Below are 17,511 nucleotides of genomic sequence, written 5' to 3'. Positions count from 1 at the left end.
GGCGGGGCGCGCAAGGGTGTGAGAGGTGTCTGAAAATGACAAAACCTGCGCCCATCAGGACGCAGGTTTTGCATTCAAATCGTGATCATCGATCAGGCCACGGCCTCGGCAAAGCTGCTGCGGAATGTGGCGGTCAGTTCCTCGAGCGCGGCTTCGGAGTTGCCGATGCGCACGCTGTCACCGGTGAAGCGGCCAACGGAAACCAGCGGGACGCCAGCCTGACCTGCTGCAATCATAAGCGCTTCGGCCTGATCGAAGTTGCAAGCCACCAGATAGCGGGCCTGATCTTCGCCGAACAGGAACTCGGTCGAGGCTTCATCAAGGTGGACACCCACGCCAGCGGCCTCGGCCAGTTCAAAGGCTGCCAGTGCCAGACCGCCATCGCCCAGATCGGTGCAGGCCTTGATCATCTCGCGATTGGAGCGGATGAAGTCGCCGTTGCGTTTTTCTGCGTCCAGATCGACATGCGGCGCGTCGCCGTCTTCGCGGTTGAATACTTCGGTCAGCAGGGCGGATTGACCCAGATGACCGTTGGTTTCGCCAATGATGAGAGCTACGTGGCCTTCGCGGACTTCGTTACCGATGATTTGATCGGTGTTAGACAGAAGGCCAACAGCGCCAATGGTCGGTGTCGGCAGGATCGCCTGACCATCGGTCTCGTTGTACAGCGAGACATTGCCTGAAACGATTGGCATGTCCAGCGCTGCGACGGCCTCGCCAATACCCTGAATAGCACCGACGAACTGGCCCATGATTTCAGGCTTTTCGGGGTTGCCGAAGTTCAGGTTGTCTGTGGTGGCCAACGGTTTCGCGCCTACGGCGGTCAGGTTGCGATAGGCTTCGGCCACCGCTTGCTTGCCACCTTCAACGGGGTTGGCACGTACATAGCGCGGAGTCACATCGCTGGTGAAGGCCAGCGCCTTGTCGGTGCCGTGCACTCGAACCATGCCAGCACCCAGACCCGGCGTGCGGGCGGTGTCGGCCATGACCATGGTGTCATACTGTTCGTAGACCCACTGCTTGCCCGCATAGTTGGGCGAGGAGAGCAGGGCGCGCAGACCGTCGATCGGGTCGATCTGAGGCACTTCGACCAGTTCTTCGGCTTCGGGGGTGGCCACCCATGGGCGGTCGTATTCCGGTGCTGTCGAGGAAAGCTTTGACAGAACGAGGTCGGCTTTCACCTCGCCATTGTGGACGATCAGGAAGCGGTCTTCGGCTATCGTTTCGCCGACGATGGCAAAGTCCAGGTCCCATTTCTCGAATACCGCGCGGGCTTCGGCCTCAAGCTCGGGCTTCAGAACCATCAGCATACGTTCCTGAGATTCCGACAGCATCATTTCGTATGCGGTCATGTTCTCTTCGCGCTGCGGGACGTTTTCCAGATCCAGACGAACGCCCAGACCACCTTTGTCGCCCATCTCAACAGCGGAACAGGTCAGGCCTGCGGCACCCATATCCTGAATCGAGATCACGGCGCCGGTCTGCATCAGCTCCAGCGTCGCTTCCATTAGGCGCTTTTCGGTGAAAGGGTCGCCAACCTGAACGGTGGGGCGTTTTTCCTCTATCGTGTCGTCGAACTCGGCCGAGGCCATGGTTGCTCCACCAACGCCGTCACGACCCGTTTTTGCACCCAGATAGACAACAGGCATGCCGACGCCAGAAGCTGCCGAATAGAAAATCTTGTCGCTATCAGCCAGACCGGCGGCAAAGGCGTTCACAAGGCAGTTGCCGTTGTATGCAGGGTGAAAACGGACTTCTCCGCCCACGCAGGGAACACCGAAGCAGTTACCATATCCGCCAATGCCTTCGACCACACCGTTGACCAGCTGGCGCGTTTTGTGGTGGCCGGGTTCACCAAAGGAAAGGGCATTCATCGAGGCAATCGGCCGTGCACCCATGGTGAAGACGTCGCGCAGGATGCCACCCACGCCGGTCGCCGCGCCCTGATAGGGTTCGATATAGGACGGGTGGTTGTGGCTCTCCATTTTGAAAACCACGGCCTGACCGTCACCGATATCCACCACACCTGCGTTCTCACCTGGTCCGCAGATCACCTGAGGGCCCGAGGTGGGCAGGGTGCGCAGCCATTTCTTGGAGGACTTGTAAGAGCAGTGCTCGTTCCACATCGCCGAAAAGATGCCCAGTTCGGTGAATGTCGGTTCGCGCCCGATGATTTCGAGGATCATGTCGTATTCGTCGGGCTTGAGCCCATGTGCGGCGATCAGATCGGGTGTGATTGCGGGCTCTTGCATCTTCTGTCCTGTGTCCAAGTGGGCCGAGATTGCGCGCCTTTTAGGGCAAGGGCGCGTCCGAGGAAAGAGTTAAGACCCGTAAGGCATAGTTTGACGCGGCTTGCGGGGTAAAAAAATGGCCGCCCGGCTTGTTCAGCAGGACGGCCGTTTGGTTTTCGAAGGGCTCCGAATTACTCAGGAGCGCCGTGGGCAGAGCCGGGTTTCTGCGCTTGTTGCTCGGCTTGTTGGTTGGCGGCCTCACCGGCTGCGGCCCCAATGGCTGCCTTTTGTTCCTCGCTCAGATGATCTGCGTCATCCAGTCCGGGGATCGCAACGCGCACCTCGCGGCGTGCAAAGTCGATGTCGTTATCCTTGAACGCGGCTTTGACACGGTTGAAGATTTCCTTGCGCAGCGTGAACTGCTTGCCCGGCTTCGCCATGAATTTACCGCGGATAATCATGCCCACATCGTCAAAGTCGAACACACCCTGAGACTTGAAGGGCTGCAGGAATCCGTCCTTGTGGGTCTCGTCCTCCATCATCTCAGCGCCGATCTTCTTGAAGATCTTCTTCACCTTGTTGGGGTCGGTGTCGAAGGGCACGGTGAATTTCAGCTTCATGATAACCCAGTCGCGGCTGTAGTTGGTCAGCTTCTGAATCTCACCATAAGGGATGGTGTGAACCGGCCCACGGTGGTGACGCAGCTGCATCGACCGGATCGAGATTTTCTCAACCGTGCCGGTGGTGCCGCCCACATCGACATATTCACCGACACGGAAGGCATCATCCACAAGGAAGAAAATGCCGCCGACGATGTCAGCCACCAGTTTCTGCGCGCCAAAGCCGATGGCCAGACCCAAAACACCAGCACCGGCCAAAAGCGGGGTGATATTGATCCCCAACGCACCCAAGGCGAGAAGGACAAAGATCACCGCAATGGCGGCCTGTGCGGTCACACGCAGCAGAGGCAGAACGGTCGCCAGACGCGACCCACCTGAGCCACCGCCTTCGCCAGCCTCCTCGTCGGGGCTTTGCTCGGCGGCGGTTTGTTCTTTGGCCAGACGGCGGTTAATCCAAAGCGAGACGACCTCGTTCAGGATGTAACCGACAGCGATGATGATGAAGAACTGGATCAGCTTGCTGCCGGATTCGTCACCACCTCCTGCGATTTCTTGAAGGTCCAGATCCCACGCTCTGGCAACCATCAGGATCACCAGAATGCCAGCCAGAACCCGGCCAATGCGGATATAGCTGCGCTTAGTGGATTTATACGCGCGTTCCGCCACAGGACCTTCGCCTTGCATCGGAGGTTGTAGATGACGCACCAGGCCGCGGATCAGAGTATCCAGCGCGGGCGCAATCAGCAGCCAGAACATGGTTGTGAAATGCGCGCCCTTTAGAAGCAGGGTGCGGATCATCGGATCACGCTGTGCGGCCAGGAATTCAACCAGAAGCCAGATCACGGCCGAAACCCCGATCGCAAAATAGGGGTAATAATGGGCGACTTCCTCGTCGAACTTGGTGCGATCCGGATCGGTGCCCAGCATCATCTGAGACAGACCCTCGCGCGCTTTCCAAGCAATGACGCCGATATAGATGTGAATTCCTGCGTTGAGCCAGAAGCCGATGCGCGTTTCACCGCCTGTCACTCCGTTCAGTCGGTTAAAGTGCAGCAGGAACAGAGTGAAGCCGATCAAGATCAGCAGGCCGATCAGATTGCGGTGCAAGTATTTGGCCCAATGGTCATCAATGTTGACAAGCCGATAATGCGGCTGGTTCGGTGCAAGTATGAACCGCGAGGCGGCGGCGCCAAGGCGAGGAATCCAGATCAGGTAAAAAACAAGCGGTGCAGCATAGGTTATCTGCTCTGGGCTCAATAGGCCGCGTCCGACGGCGCGAATAACGACATAAAACACAACCAAGCCCGCGATTTCGCGGCAAAAACGGCCGAACAGATATCGGACGGCGCCCCAAAGATCGTTCTCGTCTGCGGCTTCGGGGGGCCTATGCCATTTGCGAGTAAGAAACCCGAAGAGCTTTTCTGCGGCAAAGCCGACGACCAGTACGCTCAGCACCAATCCCAAAAGAACGAATACGCCTTGTGAACCGAAGGTTCCGACGAAATTGTCGACTGCATGGGCCTGAGCGCTGAAAAGATTTGGAATTGTGACAATCACGTGCGTCCAAGAAGCAACCATTGCGGCCCAGATCGCGTTAATTTCTTTGATAGGATCTTCGCGATCCTCAGCCTCAGCGGCTTGTTGTGCGGCGACCGCATCCAGGCGCTCCAGCAGAATGGCACGGACCTGATCGTCGGACATGCGTGCGACCAGATCGTCCACTTGCTCAGGCGTCAGGTCTTCTGGAATGCTGACAGGGGCCGTGGAACCGTTCGTGGCACTGGTTTGCGCCAAAACTGGGCCGGTCAGGCAAATAACGGAAATTATCGCCAGCAATAGGCGAAATGGTTGAAACATCGAATCTTTCCTCGAACACAAGTCTTCGTGATTTTTTCGTGATCATAGGTCTAAGTATCGGAGTTTCACAGATGTTTTGCCCTACAGGCCCAGTGCGTGTTGCCTGAAAGCAAAAAAAAGGCCGAGCACTAAGCTCGGCCGTAGTCCAACAGGGAGGTATGAAGATGATGAGCGTTTCAGCATCACCGCCTTCGAGTGCTCATTTAGGGATCAGTTTATGAACGATCAAGATGTTTCAGACTGATTGCTGATCATGCCCGCTATGCTGCCTATGCATAGCTAGAGTTTTCCCATCTGCTTCAGTTGCTTGCGTTGGGCGATGATCTCGTCCTGAACAAAGTCGCGGAAGGCCGCGACGCGCTTGGAATGGCGCAGTTCTTCGGGGTAGGCGAGATAGACGGGAACGTCAGCGGTTTCGATATCCGACAGGATCGGAACAAGGTGCGGGAAATCCTGTGTAACGTAGTCCGGCAACACACCTATACCCAGATTGTGCAACACGCCCTGTAGAACCCCGAAATAGTTGTTCACTGTCAGTAGCGAGCCGGGGTTATACGTCATTAGGTGCCGCACCATCGACGCACTCGCGCCAACCTGAGGGGCCGAGGGCGTCTGACAGATCAACCGATGATCTTTTATCTCGTCCAGAGAGTGCAGCATCCCACCATGTGTTTCGATATATTCCTGTGTGGCATACAGTGTCATCTGCACGGTCATCAGCCGTTTGCGTACCAGATCGGCCTGACTGGGTTCCTTCATGCGGATAGCCACGTCTGCTTCGCGCATGGGAAGATCCAGCACGCGTTCTTCCAGCATCAGGTCGATGTTGAGGTCGGGGTACTGCTCATACAGTTTCGGCAGGCGCGGGGCCAGCCACAGGGTGCCAAAGCCGAACGTGGTGGTGACCCGCAACACGCCAAAAACTTCTTCTTCGCTGTCACGGATACGCGCGGCGGCAGCGTCAAGGCGTTTGGACATGGCCGAGGTCGCATCAAACAACAACTCACCCTGCTCAGTTAGGATCAGCCCGCGCGCATGGCGGTGAAACAGAGTCGAATCAAGTGACTCTTCCAGTGCCCTGATCTGTCGGCTGACCGCGGATTGCGACAGATTCAGCTTGTCACCCGCATGAGTCAGGCTGCCTGCATCCGCGACCGCGTGAAATATCCTAAGCTTGTCCCAATCCATCGCCGCAACTTTCGTTATCTTTCGGAAGGCCTATATGAAATAGGTAACAACTTCCACATTCAAAGGCTGAAATCCTTAGGATTCAGCGGATAAACTCTATACAGGTCAGAAATTATGACCTAAAATGGGTGAAAATGTAGCACACTGATCTGGCGAGGGGAGGCGTCTGATGAGTCAGCCACAAATATCACTGAATGACCGGTTCGATCTGGATAAAAACCCCGTTCTTTTGAACGGTACTCAGGCGCTAGTGCGTCTGATGTTGATCCAGAAATTACGCGACACCAAAGCGAGCCTGAACACGGCGGGTCTGGTGACCGGATATCGCGGGTCGCCACTGGGCGCTGTGGACCAGCAGATGATGCGGGCGCATAAGCAACTGGCAGAAAGCGACGTCACTTTTCAATACGGCCTTAACGAAGATTTGGCCGCCACCGCTCTGTGGGGCAGTCAGCAAGCGGGCCTGCGCGGAGATGGGCGGTTCGATGGCGTGTTTGGTCTGTGGTACGGCAAGGGCCCCGGCGTGGATCGGTCCGGCGACGTAATGCGTCATGCCAACATGGCCGGAACGGCCCAGCACGGCGGCGTGTTGATGGCGATGGGCGATGATCACACCGGTGAAAGCTCAACCGTTTTGCACCAGTCCGAATGGTCTCTGGTCGACATGTATATGCCGATTGTCAGCCCAGCTGGTGTGCAAGAGATTCTGGATTACGGGGTCTATGGCTTTGCGCTCAGCCGTTTTTCAGGGCTGTGGGTCGGCCTGAAAACGATGAAGGATACGATCGAGGTGACCTCGGTCGTGGACGGCAGTGCCGACCGGATGCAGCTTACTGTGCCCGAATTCGACATGCCTGAAGGTGGGCTGAATATCCGTTTGGGCGACACGCCACACCTCCAGGAAGGGCGGATCATCGATTTCAAGCGCTTCGCGGCCGAGACGTTTTCACGCGCCAACAAGATGGACCGGCGGGTATGGGGTAAGCCCGGCGCAAAAATCGGCTTTGTCGCGGCCGGTAAAAACTGGCTGGACCTGACCCACGCGATGTCTCTATTGAACATCGAAGAGGATGAAGCCGAGCGTTTGGGCATTACCACCTACAAGATCGGGCAGACCTTCCCGCTGGACATGGCCGGGTTCCACGACTGGGCCGAAGGGCTGGACCTGATCGTTATCGTTGAAGAAAAGCGCAAGCTGATTGAGGTGCAAGTTAAAGAGGCCATCTTTGACGACCGCCGTGGTCGCCGCGTTTATGGTTGGTACAAAGGCGGGGCCGGGACACTGCACCGCGAGGAACTGTTCCCGACACGTGGCGCGCTTGATCCGATCATGATCGCTGAGAAACTGGGTGAAATTCTGATCGAAGAGGGCCGCGAGACTGATGGCGTCCGCGCCGGTCTAGCCAGCCTGTCCGAGGCCCGCCGCGCCGACAACGCCGAGGAAATCGCGACACGCCTGCCGTATTTCTGCTCCGGCTGCCCGCATAACAGCTCGACCCGTTTGCCAGATGGTAGCCGCGCCTATGCGGGTATCGGATGTCACTACATGGTTCAGTGGATGGACCGTGAAACCACTGGTTTCACCCAGATGGGCGGCGAAGGTGCGAACTGGATTGGTGAGGCGCCGTTTTCGACCACCAAACACGTGTTCCAGAACCTTGGCGATGGGACATACAACCACTCGGGCGTGCAGGCAATTCGGGCGGCATTGGCGGCCGGCACGAATATCACCTTCAAAATCCTGTATAACGACGCCGTCGCCATGACCGGCGGACAGGAGAATGAGGGCGACCTGACAGCAGAGCGGATCGTGGCCGAGGTCAAGGCCATGGGCGTTCAGCATGTCGCGGTGGTCTATGACGAAAAAGAAGATTTGAATTTCAAGACCCTGCCTGCCGGAGTTGAAACCTTTGAACGCGCCGAACTGATGCAGGTTCAAGAGCGGTTTCGCGAGATCGAGGGCGTCTCGGTCATCGTTTACGTCCAGACCTGCGCGGCTGAGAAACGACGTCGGCGCAAAAAGGGCGCGTTTCCGGATCCGGACAAACGGGTCTTTATCAACACAGATATCTGCGAAGGTTGCGGCGATTGCGGGGTTCAATCGAACTGCGTCTCGATTGCTCCGAAAGAGACCGAACTGGGCCGCAAACGGGCTATCGATCAATCCAGCTGTAACAAGGATTTCTCCTGCCTCAACGGGTTTTGCCCGTCGTTTGTAACGTTGGAAGGTGCGGAAATCCGCAAAGAAGCAACCACCGAGATCGACCTGCCGGATCTGCCAGAACCGGTGCTGCCCGAAATTAAGGGAACACATAACGTGGTGATTACCGGGGTCGGTGGTACAGGCGTTGTGACCTTGGGTGCTATTTTGGCCCAGGCCGCGCAGATCGACGGTAAAGGTGCAGGGATGATGGAGATGGCAGGCCTTGCCCAAAAGGGCGGAGCCGTGCACATCAACTGTCGTCTGGCAAATCGCCCAGAGGATATCAGCGCCATACGCGTGGCCACTGGCGAAGCGCACGCGTTGATCGGTGGCGATCTGGTCGTGTCTGCTGGCGCCAAGACGCTGGGACTTACGCGGGCGGGTCAAACCGGCGCTGTCGTAAACTCTCATGAAACCGTCACTGGTGACTTTACCCGCGATACAGAATTCCGCATCCCGGGTGACAGACTGAAACTGTCTTTGCAGGCGCGGTTGAAAGAGGGTCTTTCGCTGTTCGATGCCACCGATCTGGCGCGCGTAGTGATGGGCGACTCGATCTATTCCAACATGATGATTTTTGGCGCGGCATGGCAACGCGGATTGCTGCCGGTCAGTCATGACGCAATCTGGTCGGCCATTGAATTGAACGGCACGGCGGTTGAACGCAACAAGCGTGCCTTTGATATTGGTCGCTGGGCCGTCCTTCACCCGCAGGAGGTTGCGGGGATTCTCGAGCCTAATACAGCCGAATTGCCAAAAACTCTGGATCAGGTGATCGATTTCCGAGTTCAGCATTTGACCGCTTACCAAAGTGGCGGTCTGGCCAAGCGGTATCTCAAACTGGTCAATGCGTTTGACGATGATGGTATTCGAAAAGCGGTGGCAAAAGGCTATCACAAGCTGCTGTCTTATAAGGATGAATACGAGGTTGCACGCTTGATGCTCGACAGCCGCGAAAAAGCTGCGGCCGAGTTCGACGGGGACTTCAAAATGACGTTCCATCTGGCCCCACCCATTCTGGGTGGCAACGGATCGGATGGTCGACCGAAGAAACGAACCTTTGGCGAATGGCTGCTGAAACCGATGAAGTTTCTGGCCAAGATGAAAATCCTGCGTGGGACACCGTTGGATATCTTTGGCTACAATGCTGAACGGCGGATGGAGCGAAGCCTGATCAAACAATATGAGCGAGATCTCAAAGAGATAACGCCGCTTGTTTCACCACAGACACGGGATGCTGTTATCGCCCTTGCGCAACTGCCGCTGGACATTCGTGGCTTTGGGCCGGTGTTGCGCACCAACGAGGCTAAAGCAGCCAAACGGCGCGAGGAATTGCTGGCTGTAATCCGGGACGGAGGGCCCGAGCTGCGCGCAGCTGCCGAGTAAATCGTCACGGACTTGTCACGAAACCTAGGCAAAATTGTCGCTTAAACCTATCTTGCAGGTAGCAAAGCTCGGAGACTCGAATGCCCTCGCGCCACCACGTCGCTCGTGACATTTCTTATGCCCATTCCGCCGAAACCAAGGGCGGGAAGATGGTGATCAAGCTGATGGAGAACACCACAGGTCGCTTGCGTCTGATCAAGCGCGCAGACGGGTATGAGAAAGAAGTGACCGATGGGCGTGATTTTTGGTCGGTGATGGTGGATCGCTATGGGCTGTCGCTGGATGTCGTCGGCGGGGCGCTATCGAATATTCCAAAGGAAGGCCCGCTCATCCTGATCGCCAATCACCCATACGGCATTCTGGATGGTCTGATGATGGGGCACATGTTGTCCGAGACGCGCGGTGATTTCCGAATTCTGGCACATCGCGTGTTCCGCAAGGCCGAGGACATAAACCGCATCATTCTGCCGATCTCGTTTGACGAGACCAAGGACGCGATGAAGCTGAACCTTGAGACCAGAAAAACCGCACTGAACTATCTAGGTGAGGGTGGCGCGATCGGGATTTTCCCGGGCGGTACGGTCAGCACAGGTGTCAAACCGTTTTCGCACCCGATGGATCCAGGCTGGCGCGGGTTTACGGCGCGGATGGTGGCCAAATCGAATGCTACGGTCGTTCCGGTTTTCTTTGACGGTCACACCTCGCGCCTGTTCCAGATTGCCAGCCACCTCCACAACACTCTGCGTATGGGTTTGCTGATAAAAGAGTTCAAGAAGCGCGTCGATACACCGGTCAAAGTTGTAATCGGAGACCCAATCGGGCGCGACGTTCTGGACCCTTTGGCAAAGGACACACGCAAGATGATGGATTTCTTGCGCAAAGCCACGTATGAGCTTTCCCCAACGCCGCTGAAGTCTTACGACTACGGCTACGAGTTTGAGGAACGGCATCGCGCCTAAAGGGGCAAATGGCAGTAGGCATCTTTGATTCTGGTTTGGGCGGTCTGACCGTTCTGGACGCCGCGCAGAAACGTCTGCCGGACGTCGATTTCCTGTATTTCGCAGACAGTGCACATGCTCCTTATGGGGTGCGGGACGCTGAGAATATCTATGATCTGACGCGACGCGCCGTCTACGACCTTTGGAACCGAGGCTGTGATCTGGTGATTCTGGCCTGCAATACCGCCAGCGCTGCCGCGTTGCGCCGGATGCAGGAAGAAGGTGTGCCCGAGGGCAAACGCGTTCTCGGCGTTTTTGTGCCGCTGATCGAAGCCCTGACTGAACGGCAATGGGGCGATAACAGCCCTCCGCGAGAGGTTGCTGTGAAGCACGTGGCGCTGTTTGCCACGCCTGCGACGGTTTCCAGCCGCGCCTTTCAGCGGGAACTGGCGTTTCGCGCGATTGGCGTGGACGTTGAGGCTCAGGCCTGTGGCGGTGTGGTCGATGCCATCGAAGACGGCGACATGATCCTGGCCGAGGCGCTGGTGCGCAGCCATGTGGATGCATTGAAACGGAAAATGCCTGAACCACAGGCAGCGATACTGGGCTGCACCCACTATCCGCTGATGGCCGAAACCTTTCAGGCTGCCTTGGGATCGAACGTTCAGGTGTTCAGTCAGGGTGCGCTTGTGGCGGAAAGCTTGGCGGATTACCTGCAGCGGCACCCGAAGATGCAGGGTGAGGGCCAAGGCGGTTTTCTGACCACTGGCAAGCCGGGTTTTGTCAGCGATCGGGCTACGCAGTTCCTCCGACGACAAATCACGTTCGAGTCCGCCTGACTTAGGTCAAGGACGGCGCAACGCGTTCTCCTTTATTCGAAGGCCGTCGCATCGGCGGTCGTGATATGTGACACTTTGGAACAAGAGGTCTGACATGACCCATAAAATCGCAATTCTGGGTGCTTCCGGCTATACCGGCGCCGAACTGGTGCGGCTGATCGCCGAGCACCCGAACATGGAAATCACCGCTCTGGCCGCCGAGCGTAAGGCCGGGATGTCGATGGCGCAGGTCTTTCCTCATCTGCGTCACATGGACCTACCGGACCTGTGCAAAATCTCTGAGATCGACTTTTCGCAGATTGACCTGTGTTTCTGTGCGCTGCCGCATAAGACCAGCCAGGAGGTCATTCGCGGCCTGCCTAAGAACCTCAAAATCATCGACCTTTCGGCTGATTTCCGTCTGCGTGATCCGGAAGAGTATGAAAAGTGGTACGGCAACCCCCACGCCGCGTTGGAACAACAGGAAGAGGCCGTCTATGGTCTAACCGAGTTCTACCGGGATGACATCCGCAAAGCTCGACTGGTGGCCGGCACGGGCTGTAACGCCGCAACGGGTCAGTATGTGCTGCGGCCGTTGATTTCGGCGGGCGTGATTGATCTGGACGATATCGTGCTGGACCTGAAATGTGCCGTGTCGGGGGCAGGCCGGTCATTGAAAGAGAACCTGCTGCACGCGGAGCTTAGCGAGGGATATAACGCCTATGCTGTGGGCGGGACACACCGGCATTTGGGTGAGTTCGATCAGGAGTTCTCGGCTCTGGCCGGTCGGACCGTGCATGTGCAGTTCACGCCACACCTTATTCCGGCCAACCGGGGTATTCTGGCGACGACCTATGTTAAGGGCGACCCGGCCAGCGTGTATGAAGCGCTGGCTAAAGCCTATGAAAATGAACCGTTTATCCGGATGCTACCATTTGGAGAGGCACCTTCGACCCACCATGTGCGAGGCTCGAACTTCTGCCATATCGGTGTTGTCAGTGACCGGATCGAACGTCGCGCCATCGTAATCGGCGCACTGGATAACCTGACAAAAGGTAGCAGTGGCCAAGCCTTGCAGAACGCCAACCTGATGTTAGGTGAGGATGAGACCCAGGGGCTGATGATGGCCCCTCTATTCCCGTGAGGACGGTATGAAAACGCTCAAGAAACGTCGTCGTGTGCAAGTCATTCTTTTGGCCGTTGTTGCCTTGGTTCTGGCGACGGGGTTGATTGGGTACGCGTTGCAGGACGGCATCAACTTTTTCCGCTCACCCAGCCAGGTGATCGCCGAGCCGCCGAAACCGACCGAGGTGTTCCGCATCGGTGGTCTGGTCGAGGAAGGTTCGATCATACGTGGGCAGGGTGAGACGGTGCATTTTGTTGTGACCGACGGTGGCGAAAGCGTACCGGTGGCGTTTACCGGTGTTCTGCCTGACCTGTTCGCCGAAAATCAAGGTATGGTGGGTACGGGTTCTTACGTGAACGGTGTTTTCGAAGCCACTGAAATTCTTGCGAAACACGATGAAACCTACATGCCGAAAGAAGTTGTGGACGCCCTGAAAGAGCAAGGCGTTTATCAAGAAGCTGACGAAAGCTGATCGCAGCTGCGCTGCGTGCCTACAAAGGAAAAGCTTCTATTGAAGAAACAGGGCGTTGCGCGCATCAGACCGGCAGCGCCCTGTTTCGTTGTGGGAATTTAACCGGGTTGGGAAACCGTGTGTCGCATCAAAGGCGGAGGGTGCGATGCAGACGGTTCAACAGATTGCTACTCAGATTGTGGCGCGTGAAGGCGGGTTTGTAGATGATCCCGACGACCCCGGCGGGGCGACCAAATACGGTGTGACCATTTACACAATGCGTAGACTCGGACTGGACTTGTCGGGCGATGGGACAATCAATGGTGTCGACGTTCGTATGATCAGCAAGTCGCAGGCTGTCGATATCTTTGTGCAGCATTACTTTGAGAAGCCCCGACTGAGCCTGCTGCCGAAGGTTCTGCATCCTTCGATCTTTGACATGTATGTCAACGCAGGCGGGCAGGCCGTCAAGATCCTTCAGCGTCTGCTACGTGAGATGGGGTTCGGGGTCACCGTTGACGGCATCGTCGGGCCAAAAACTGCGCGGGCCTGTGACAATGCGGCGGACCCTGATCCGGTAGCTCTGCGGGATGCCTACGGTGTCGCGCGGCGCAACTTTTACTTCCGGCTTGCCGACAACAGGCCCGCATCCCGCAAATACGCCCAGAGCCGGTCGGGTGGCAAAGGCGGGTGGATTCGCCGGGCCGAGGAGTTTGTCTCACCGGTTTATCACTTAAGCGATGCAGAATTTCAAAGGAGAGTTGCGGGATGGGATTGATTTCGAACTTTTTGACGTTTCTGTTCGGCGGCGGGCGCAACGTCGTGCGCGAAACTGCTGAAATATTTCGAGAAAACACAGAAAACGGAGCCGAGCGCAGCGTGATGTTGCAACAACAGGCGATGGTTCAGTTCAGTCAGGAATTTCAGGCACCCAAAAAGGGGGCGTTTGATCGGTTCATGGATGGGCTCAATCGGTTGCCACGCCCGGCGCTGGCGTTGGGAACGCTGGGCCTGTTCATAGCTGCAATGGTTGATCCGCTTTGGTTTGCAGCGCGGATGCAAGGGATCGCACTGGTGCCCGAGCCGCTGTGGTGGCTGCTGGGGGCGATCGTATCGTTCTACTTCGGCGCGCGTCATCAGACAAAGGTTCAGGATATGCAACGCGAGATGGCCGCCACGATGCACCGGACCCCTCAGGTGCTGGAAAACCTTCGGGCATTGAAAGCACTACGCAGCGATGGAATTGGGGCGGCTGATCCGGGGACAGACGTTGCTCTGGCTGAAAACGCAGGCCATCCGGATTACAACCCAGCGCTAGACGTCTGGCGGCGCAAACGCGCGGCCTGACCCGCGACACTATGCTCGCCGCAAAGGGGCGAAAGTGATTGGTGCTTGCCTGGTAACAGGATTATATCCGGGGCCATGATTACAGAACTTGGCCACTTTGCCCTGATCCTCGCTTTTCTGGTTGCCATCGTGCAGTCGGTGGTTCCGCTGATTGGTGCCGCCAAACGGTGGCCCGGATGGATGTCTTTTGCCGAACCAGCGGCCATCCTGCAGTTTTTGCTGGTTGGGTTCTCATTCTGGGCGCTGGTCTGGGCGTTTGTGACCTCGGATTTCTCGTTGCGGGTGGTGGTCGAAAACAGCCATTCGGCCAAGCCGATGCTCTACAAGATCAGCGGTACATGGGGAAACCACGAGGGCTCGATGCTGTTGTGGGTACTGATTGTTTCGCTGTTCGGCGCCATGGCCGCGTTCTTTGGGGGCGGACTGCCGCCCACGCTGAAAGCGCGGGTTCTGGCGGTTCAATCTGCGATTGCGGTGGCGTTCTTTGCCTTCATTCTGTTCACGTCGAACCCGTTTGACCGCCTGATTGTAGCTCCGTTTGACGGGCGTGACCTGAACCCGTTGTTGCAGGACCCAGGTTTGGCCTTCCATCCGCCGTTCCTGTATTTGGGTTACGTTGGTCTCAGTATGGCTTTCAGCTTTGCCGTCGCCGCCCTGATCGAGGGGCGCGTGGACGCTGCATGGGGCCGGTGGGTGCGTCCCTGGACTCTGGCCGCATGGGTGTTTCTGACTATAGGTATCGCGCTGGGATCCTGGTGGGCGTATTACGAGCTTGGTTGGGGTGGCTTCTGGTTCTGGGACCCGGTTGAAAATGCCTCGTTCATGCCCTGGTTGCTGGCTGCCGCGCTTCTGCACTCGGCCATCGTGGTGGAAAAGCGCGAGGCGTTGAAAAGCTGGACTATTCTACTGGCGATCATTGCCTTTGGCTTTTCGTTGATCGGCACGTTCATTGTGCGGTCGGGGCTGCTGACGTCGGTTCACGCCTTCGCCAATGATCCGGAACGCGGTGTGTTTATCCTGTTTATTCTGGTGATCTTCATCGGAGGGTCACTGACCCTGTTCGCCGCGCGTGCGCAGGCAATGGAGGCCAAGGGCGTTTTTGGCATGGTCAGTCGCGAAAGCGCGCTGATTCTCAACAACATTCTGCTGGCCGTCAGCTGTTTCGTCGTATTCGTCGGGACAATGTGGCCGATGGTGGCCGAGATGGTCTTTGACCGCAAACTCTCGGTCGGGGCGCCGTTCTTCAACGCGGCCTTCACACCGTTCATGGTGGCTTTGGGCATTGCGCTGCCTGTGGGCGCGATGCTGCCGTGGAAACGCGGTAAGCTTGGGAAGACCGCTTATTCTCTGCGCTACGCCTTCCTGCTAGCAGTGGCTTTGGCTTTGCTGGTGTGGGCGATGCAGACCGGACGCAGTGCGCTGGGGCCAGTTGGTCTGTTCCTTGGCGCATGGATCACCTTTGGCGCGGCCATCGACTTGTGGAGCCGCACGGGCCGCAATGGCAGCCTTAAACGTCTGTTTCGCCTGCCGGGCGCAGACTGGGGCAAGGCTGTCGCGCATACCGGTCTGGGCGTGACCATGTTCGCAATTGCCGGCCTGACTGCATGGGAGGTCGAGGACATTCGCGTCGCGCAAGCTGGTCAACCGTTCGAGGTCGGGCAGTTTACCCTGACATTGGAAGATGTACATCGTGTGGAAGGGCCGAACTATTTCTCGACCATGGCAGATGTTCGGGTCGAAAAGAACGGGCGGCCAATGGGTACGCTTCATCCTGAGAAACGCGACTATCCGGTCGCACGGATGCCGACCACCGAGGCGGCCATCGATTATCGGTTCCTTGGTGACCTCTATGTGGTGATCGGGGACCAGCAAGCCGATGGCGGCTGGGTGATGCGGACCTACATCAAACCGCTTGCGAACTGGATCTGGGGTGGGTGTATCCTGATGTCTCTAGGCGGTTTGCTCAGCCTGTCGGACCGCCGTTTCCGGGTTGCAGCCGGTGCGCGCAAGGCGCCAACGGGCGGAGTACCTGCGGAATGAAACGTCTGATCCTAATCCTGACCCTGATTGCGTCGCCTTTGTTTGCGGTACAGCCCGACGAAGTATTGGACGATCCCGTGCTGGAACAACGCGCACGGGATCTTAGCACCGGGTTGCGTTGTCTGGTCTGCCGCAACGAGAGCATCGACGAAAGCAACGCCGAACTGGCGCGTGACCTGCGCCTGCTGCTGCGGGAACGTCTGGTCGCCGGGGACACGGACCAGGAGGCGATTGCCTTCATCGTGGACCGCTACGGCGAGTACGTGTTGCTAAAACCGACCACCTCGGGCTCGAACCTGATGCTGTGGCTGGCAGGTCCGATCATGCTGCTGATTGCTGCGGCGATGGGGTGGAGCTTTCTGCGCAAGCGATCCCAAGTGCAGGTCGGCGGCGAAAAGGACAAGTTGACCGACGCCGAGAAAGAGCGTTTGCGCCAAATTCTTGAAGACTGACCCAGGGTTCCGCTTTTCCTTCTTCTGCATTTCGGTCAGGGTTCCCAAAAGACCGGAGTTTTGGGGAGGGGTTCATGGAATACGAAACGATCCTTTTGGATATCACGGACGATTTGGCGGTTGTGACCCTGAACCGTCCGGACAAAATGAATGCTATGACGGCCCAAATGCGCGCCGAGCTTACGCATTCGATGAAGCACGCCGCTCGTCACGCACGGGCTATTGTTCTGACAGGATCAGGCGGTGCGTTTTGCTCGGGCCAGGATCTTGGTGACGCATCCAGCACCGGCAAGATTGATCTGGAACGGACGCTGCGCGATGAATACGAACCGATGCTGGAGACGATCTATGATTGCCCGGTTCCCACGATTGCGGCAGTCAACGGCCCGGCTGCTGGGGCAGGGGCGAACCTTGCGCTCAGTGCGGATGTGGTGATCGCAACCGAAAGCGCCTATTTCCTGCAGGCTTTTGCCCGGATTGGCTTGTTGCCGGATGCTGGTGGTACGTGGTTCATGCCGCGTCAGATGGGGTTCGCAAAAGCCATGGGGGCTGCCTTGTTCGCCGACAAGATCAGCGCGCGGCAGGCGGATGATTGGGGCCTGATCTGGGAAGCCGTGCCCGATGACGCGTTCGATGCCCATTGGCGCAAGCGCGCGGCGCATCTGGCCAGCGGCCCTACAGCCGGTTTCGGAGCGATTAAAAAGGCGATCCGCGGGACATATGAGAAAACGCTACCGCAGCAACTGGCGATCGAGGCGCATCTGCAGGGCGATTGCGGCCGCAGCCGCGATTTTGCCGAAGGCGTGGTGGCCTTCATGGAAAAACGCCCCCCGAAATTCGAGGGGCGCTGAAGC

Annotated in this window: 13 protein-coding genes; 10 read left to right on the top strand and 3 right to left on the bottom strand. The window is 57.5% G+C overall.

Going from position 1 to position 17,511, the window contains the following annotated elements; all coding sequences use genetic code 11:
- Positions 1-92: 92 nt before the first annotated feature.
- The 3 genes from purL to ACXAGD_RS08305 form a co-directional block, all read right to left on the bottom strand.
- Positions 93-2,252, bottom strand: a complete 2,160-nt coding sequence (gene purL, locus ACXAGD_RS08315; RefSeq protein ID WP_475209576.1) for a phosphoribosylformylglycinamidine synthase subunit PurL — start codon at positions 2,250-2,252, stop codon at positions 93-95.
- A gap of 170 nt (positions 2,253-2,422) precedes the next feature.
- On the bottom strand, positions 2,423-4,708 hold the full coding sequence (locus tag ACXAGD_RS08310; RefSeq protein WP_475209573.1) for a mechanosensitive ion channel family protein: 2,286 nt from the start codon (positions 4,706-4,708) through the stop codon (positions 2,423-2,425).
- Between the two features lie 279 nt (positions 4,709-4,987).
- A complete protein-coding gene (locus ACXAGD_RS08305; protein ID WP_475209570.1) occupies positions 4,988-5,896 on the bottom strand; it encodes a LysR family transcriptional regulator in 909 nt (302 codons plus the stop codon).
- 169 nt (positions 5,897-6,065) lie between these two features.
- Between ACXAGD_RS08305 and ACXAGD_RS08300 the strand changes: the two genes are divergently transcribed.
- From ACXAGD_RS08300 to ACXAGD_RS08255, 10 genes are all read left to right on the top strand, one after another.
- A complete protein-coding gene (locus ACXAGD_RS08300) occupies positions 6,066-9,485 on the top strand; it encodes an indolepyruvate ferredoxin oxidoreductase family protein (RefSeq protein ID WP_475209568.1) in 3,420 nt (1,139 codons plus the stop codon).
- An 80-nt stretch (positions 9,486-9,565) separates the two neighbouring features.
- A complete protein-coding gene (locus tag ACXAGD_RS08295) occupies positions 9,566-10,444 on the top strand; it encodes a lysophospholipid acyltransferase family protein (protein WP_475209565.1) in 879 nt (292 codons plus the stop codon).
- Positions 10,445-10,452: 8 nt separating this feature from the next.
- Positions 10,453-11,262 (top strand): glutamate racemase, encoded by an 810-nt coding sequence (locus tag ACXAGD_RS08290; RefSeq protein WP_475209564.1) that lies wholly within the window; start codon positions 10,453-10,455, stop codon positions 11,260-11,262.
- Positions 11,263-11,356: 94 nt separating this feature from the next.
- Entirely contained in the window at positions 11,357-12,385 is a 1,029-nt protein-coding gene (argC, locus tag ACXAGD_RS08285; RefSeq protein ID WP_475209562.1) for an N-acetyl-gamma-glutamyl-phosphate reductase, read from the top strand.
- 7 nt (positions 12,386-12,392) lie between these two features.
- The gene (gene ccmE, locus ACXAGD_RS08280; RefSeq protein ID WP_475209561.1) at positions 12,393-12,839 is read left to right on the top strand and encodes a cytochrome c maturation protein CcmE; all 447 of its coding nucleotides are present in this window, start codon (positions 12,393-12,395) and stop codon (positions 12,837-12,839) included.
- A gap of 145 nt (positions 12,840-12,984) precedes the next feature.
- Complete coding sequence (locus ACXAGD_RS08275) at positions 12,985-13,596, top strand: holin-associated N-acetylmuramidase (protein WP_475209559.1); 612 nt, start codon at positions 12,985-12,987, stop codon at positions 13,594-13,596.
- Positions 13,587-14,165 (top strand): holin family protein, encoded by a 579-nt coding sequence (locus tag ACXAGD_RS08270; RefSeq protein WP_475209558.1) that lies wholly within the window; start codon positions 13,587-13,589, stop codon positions 14,163-14,165. Before ACXAGD_RS08275 ends, ACXAGD_RS08270 begins: the two co-directional genes overlap by 10 nt.
- A gap of 75 nt (positions 14,166-14,240) precedes the next feature.
- Positions 14,241-16,205, top strand: a complete 1,965-nt coding sequence (locus ACXAGD_RS08265) for a heme lyase CcmF/NrfE family subunit (RefSeq protein WP_475209557.1) — start codon at positions 14,241-14,243, stop codon at positions 16,203-16,205.
- On the top strand, positions 16,202-16,657 hold the full coding sequence (locus tag ACXAGD_RS08260) for a cytochrome c-type biogenesis protein (protein WP_475209555.1): 456 nt from the start codon (positions 16,202-16,204) through the stop codon (positions 16,655-16,657). Before ACXAGD_RS08265 ends, ACXAGD_RS08260 begins: the two co-directional genes overlap by 4 nt.
- A 74-nt stretch (positions 16,658-16,731) precedes the next feature.
- Positions 16,732-17,508 (top strand): enoyl-CoA hydratase-related protein, encoded by a 777-nt coding sequence (locus ACXAGD_RS08255; protein ID WP_475209554.1) that lies wholly within the window; start codon positions 16,732-16,734, stop codon positions 17,506-17,508.
- Positions 17,509-17,511: the final 3 nt, after the last annotated feature.

The organism is Ruegeria sp. ABF4_144 (assembly GCF_056160045.1).
The sequence above is the reverse complement of the archived record's forward strand: the minus strand, read 5'-3'. Positions and strand labels throughout refer to the sequence as shown.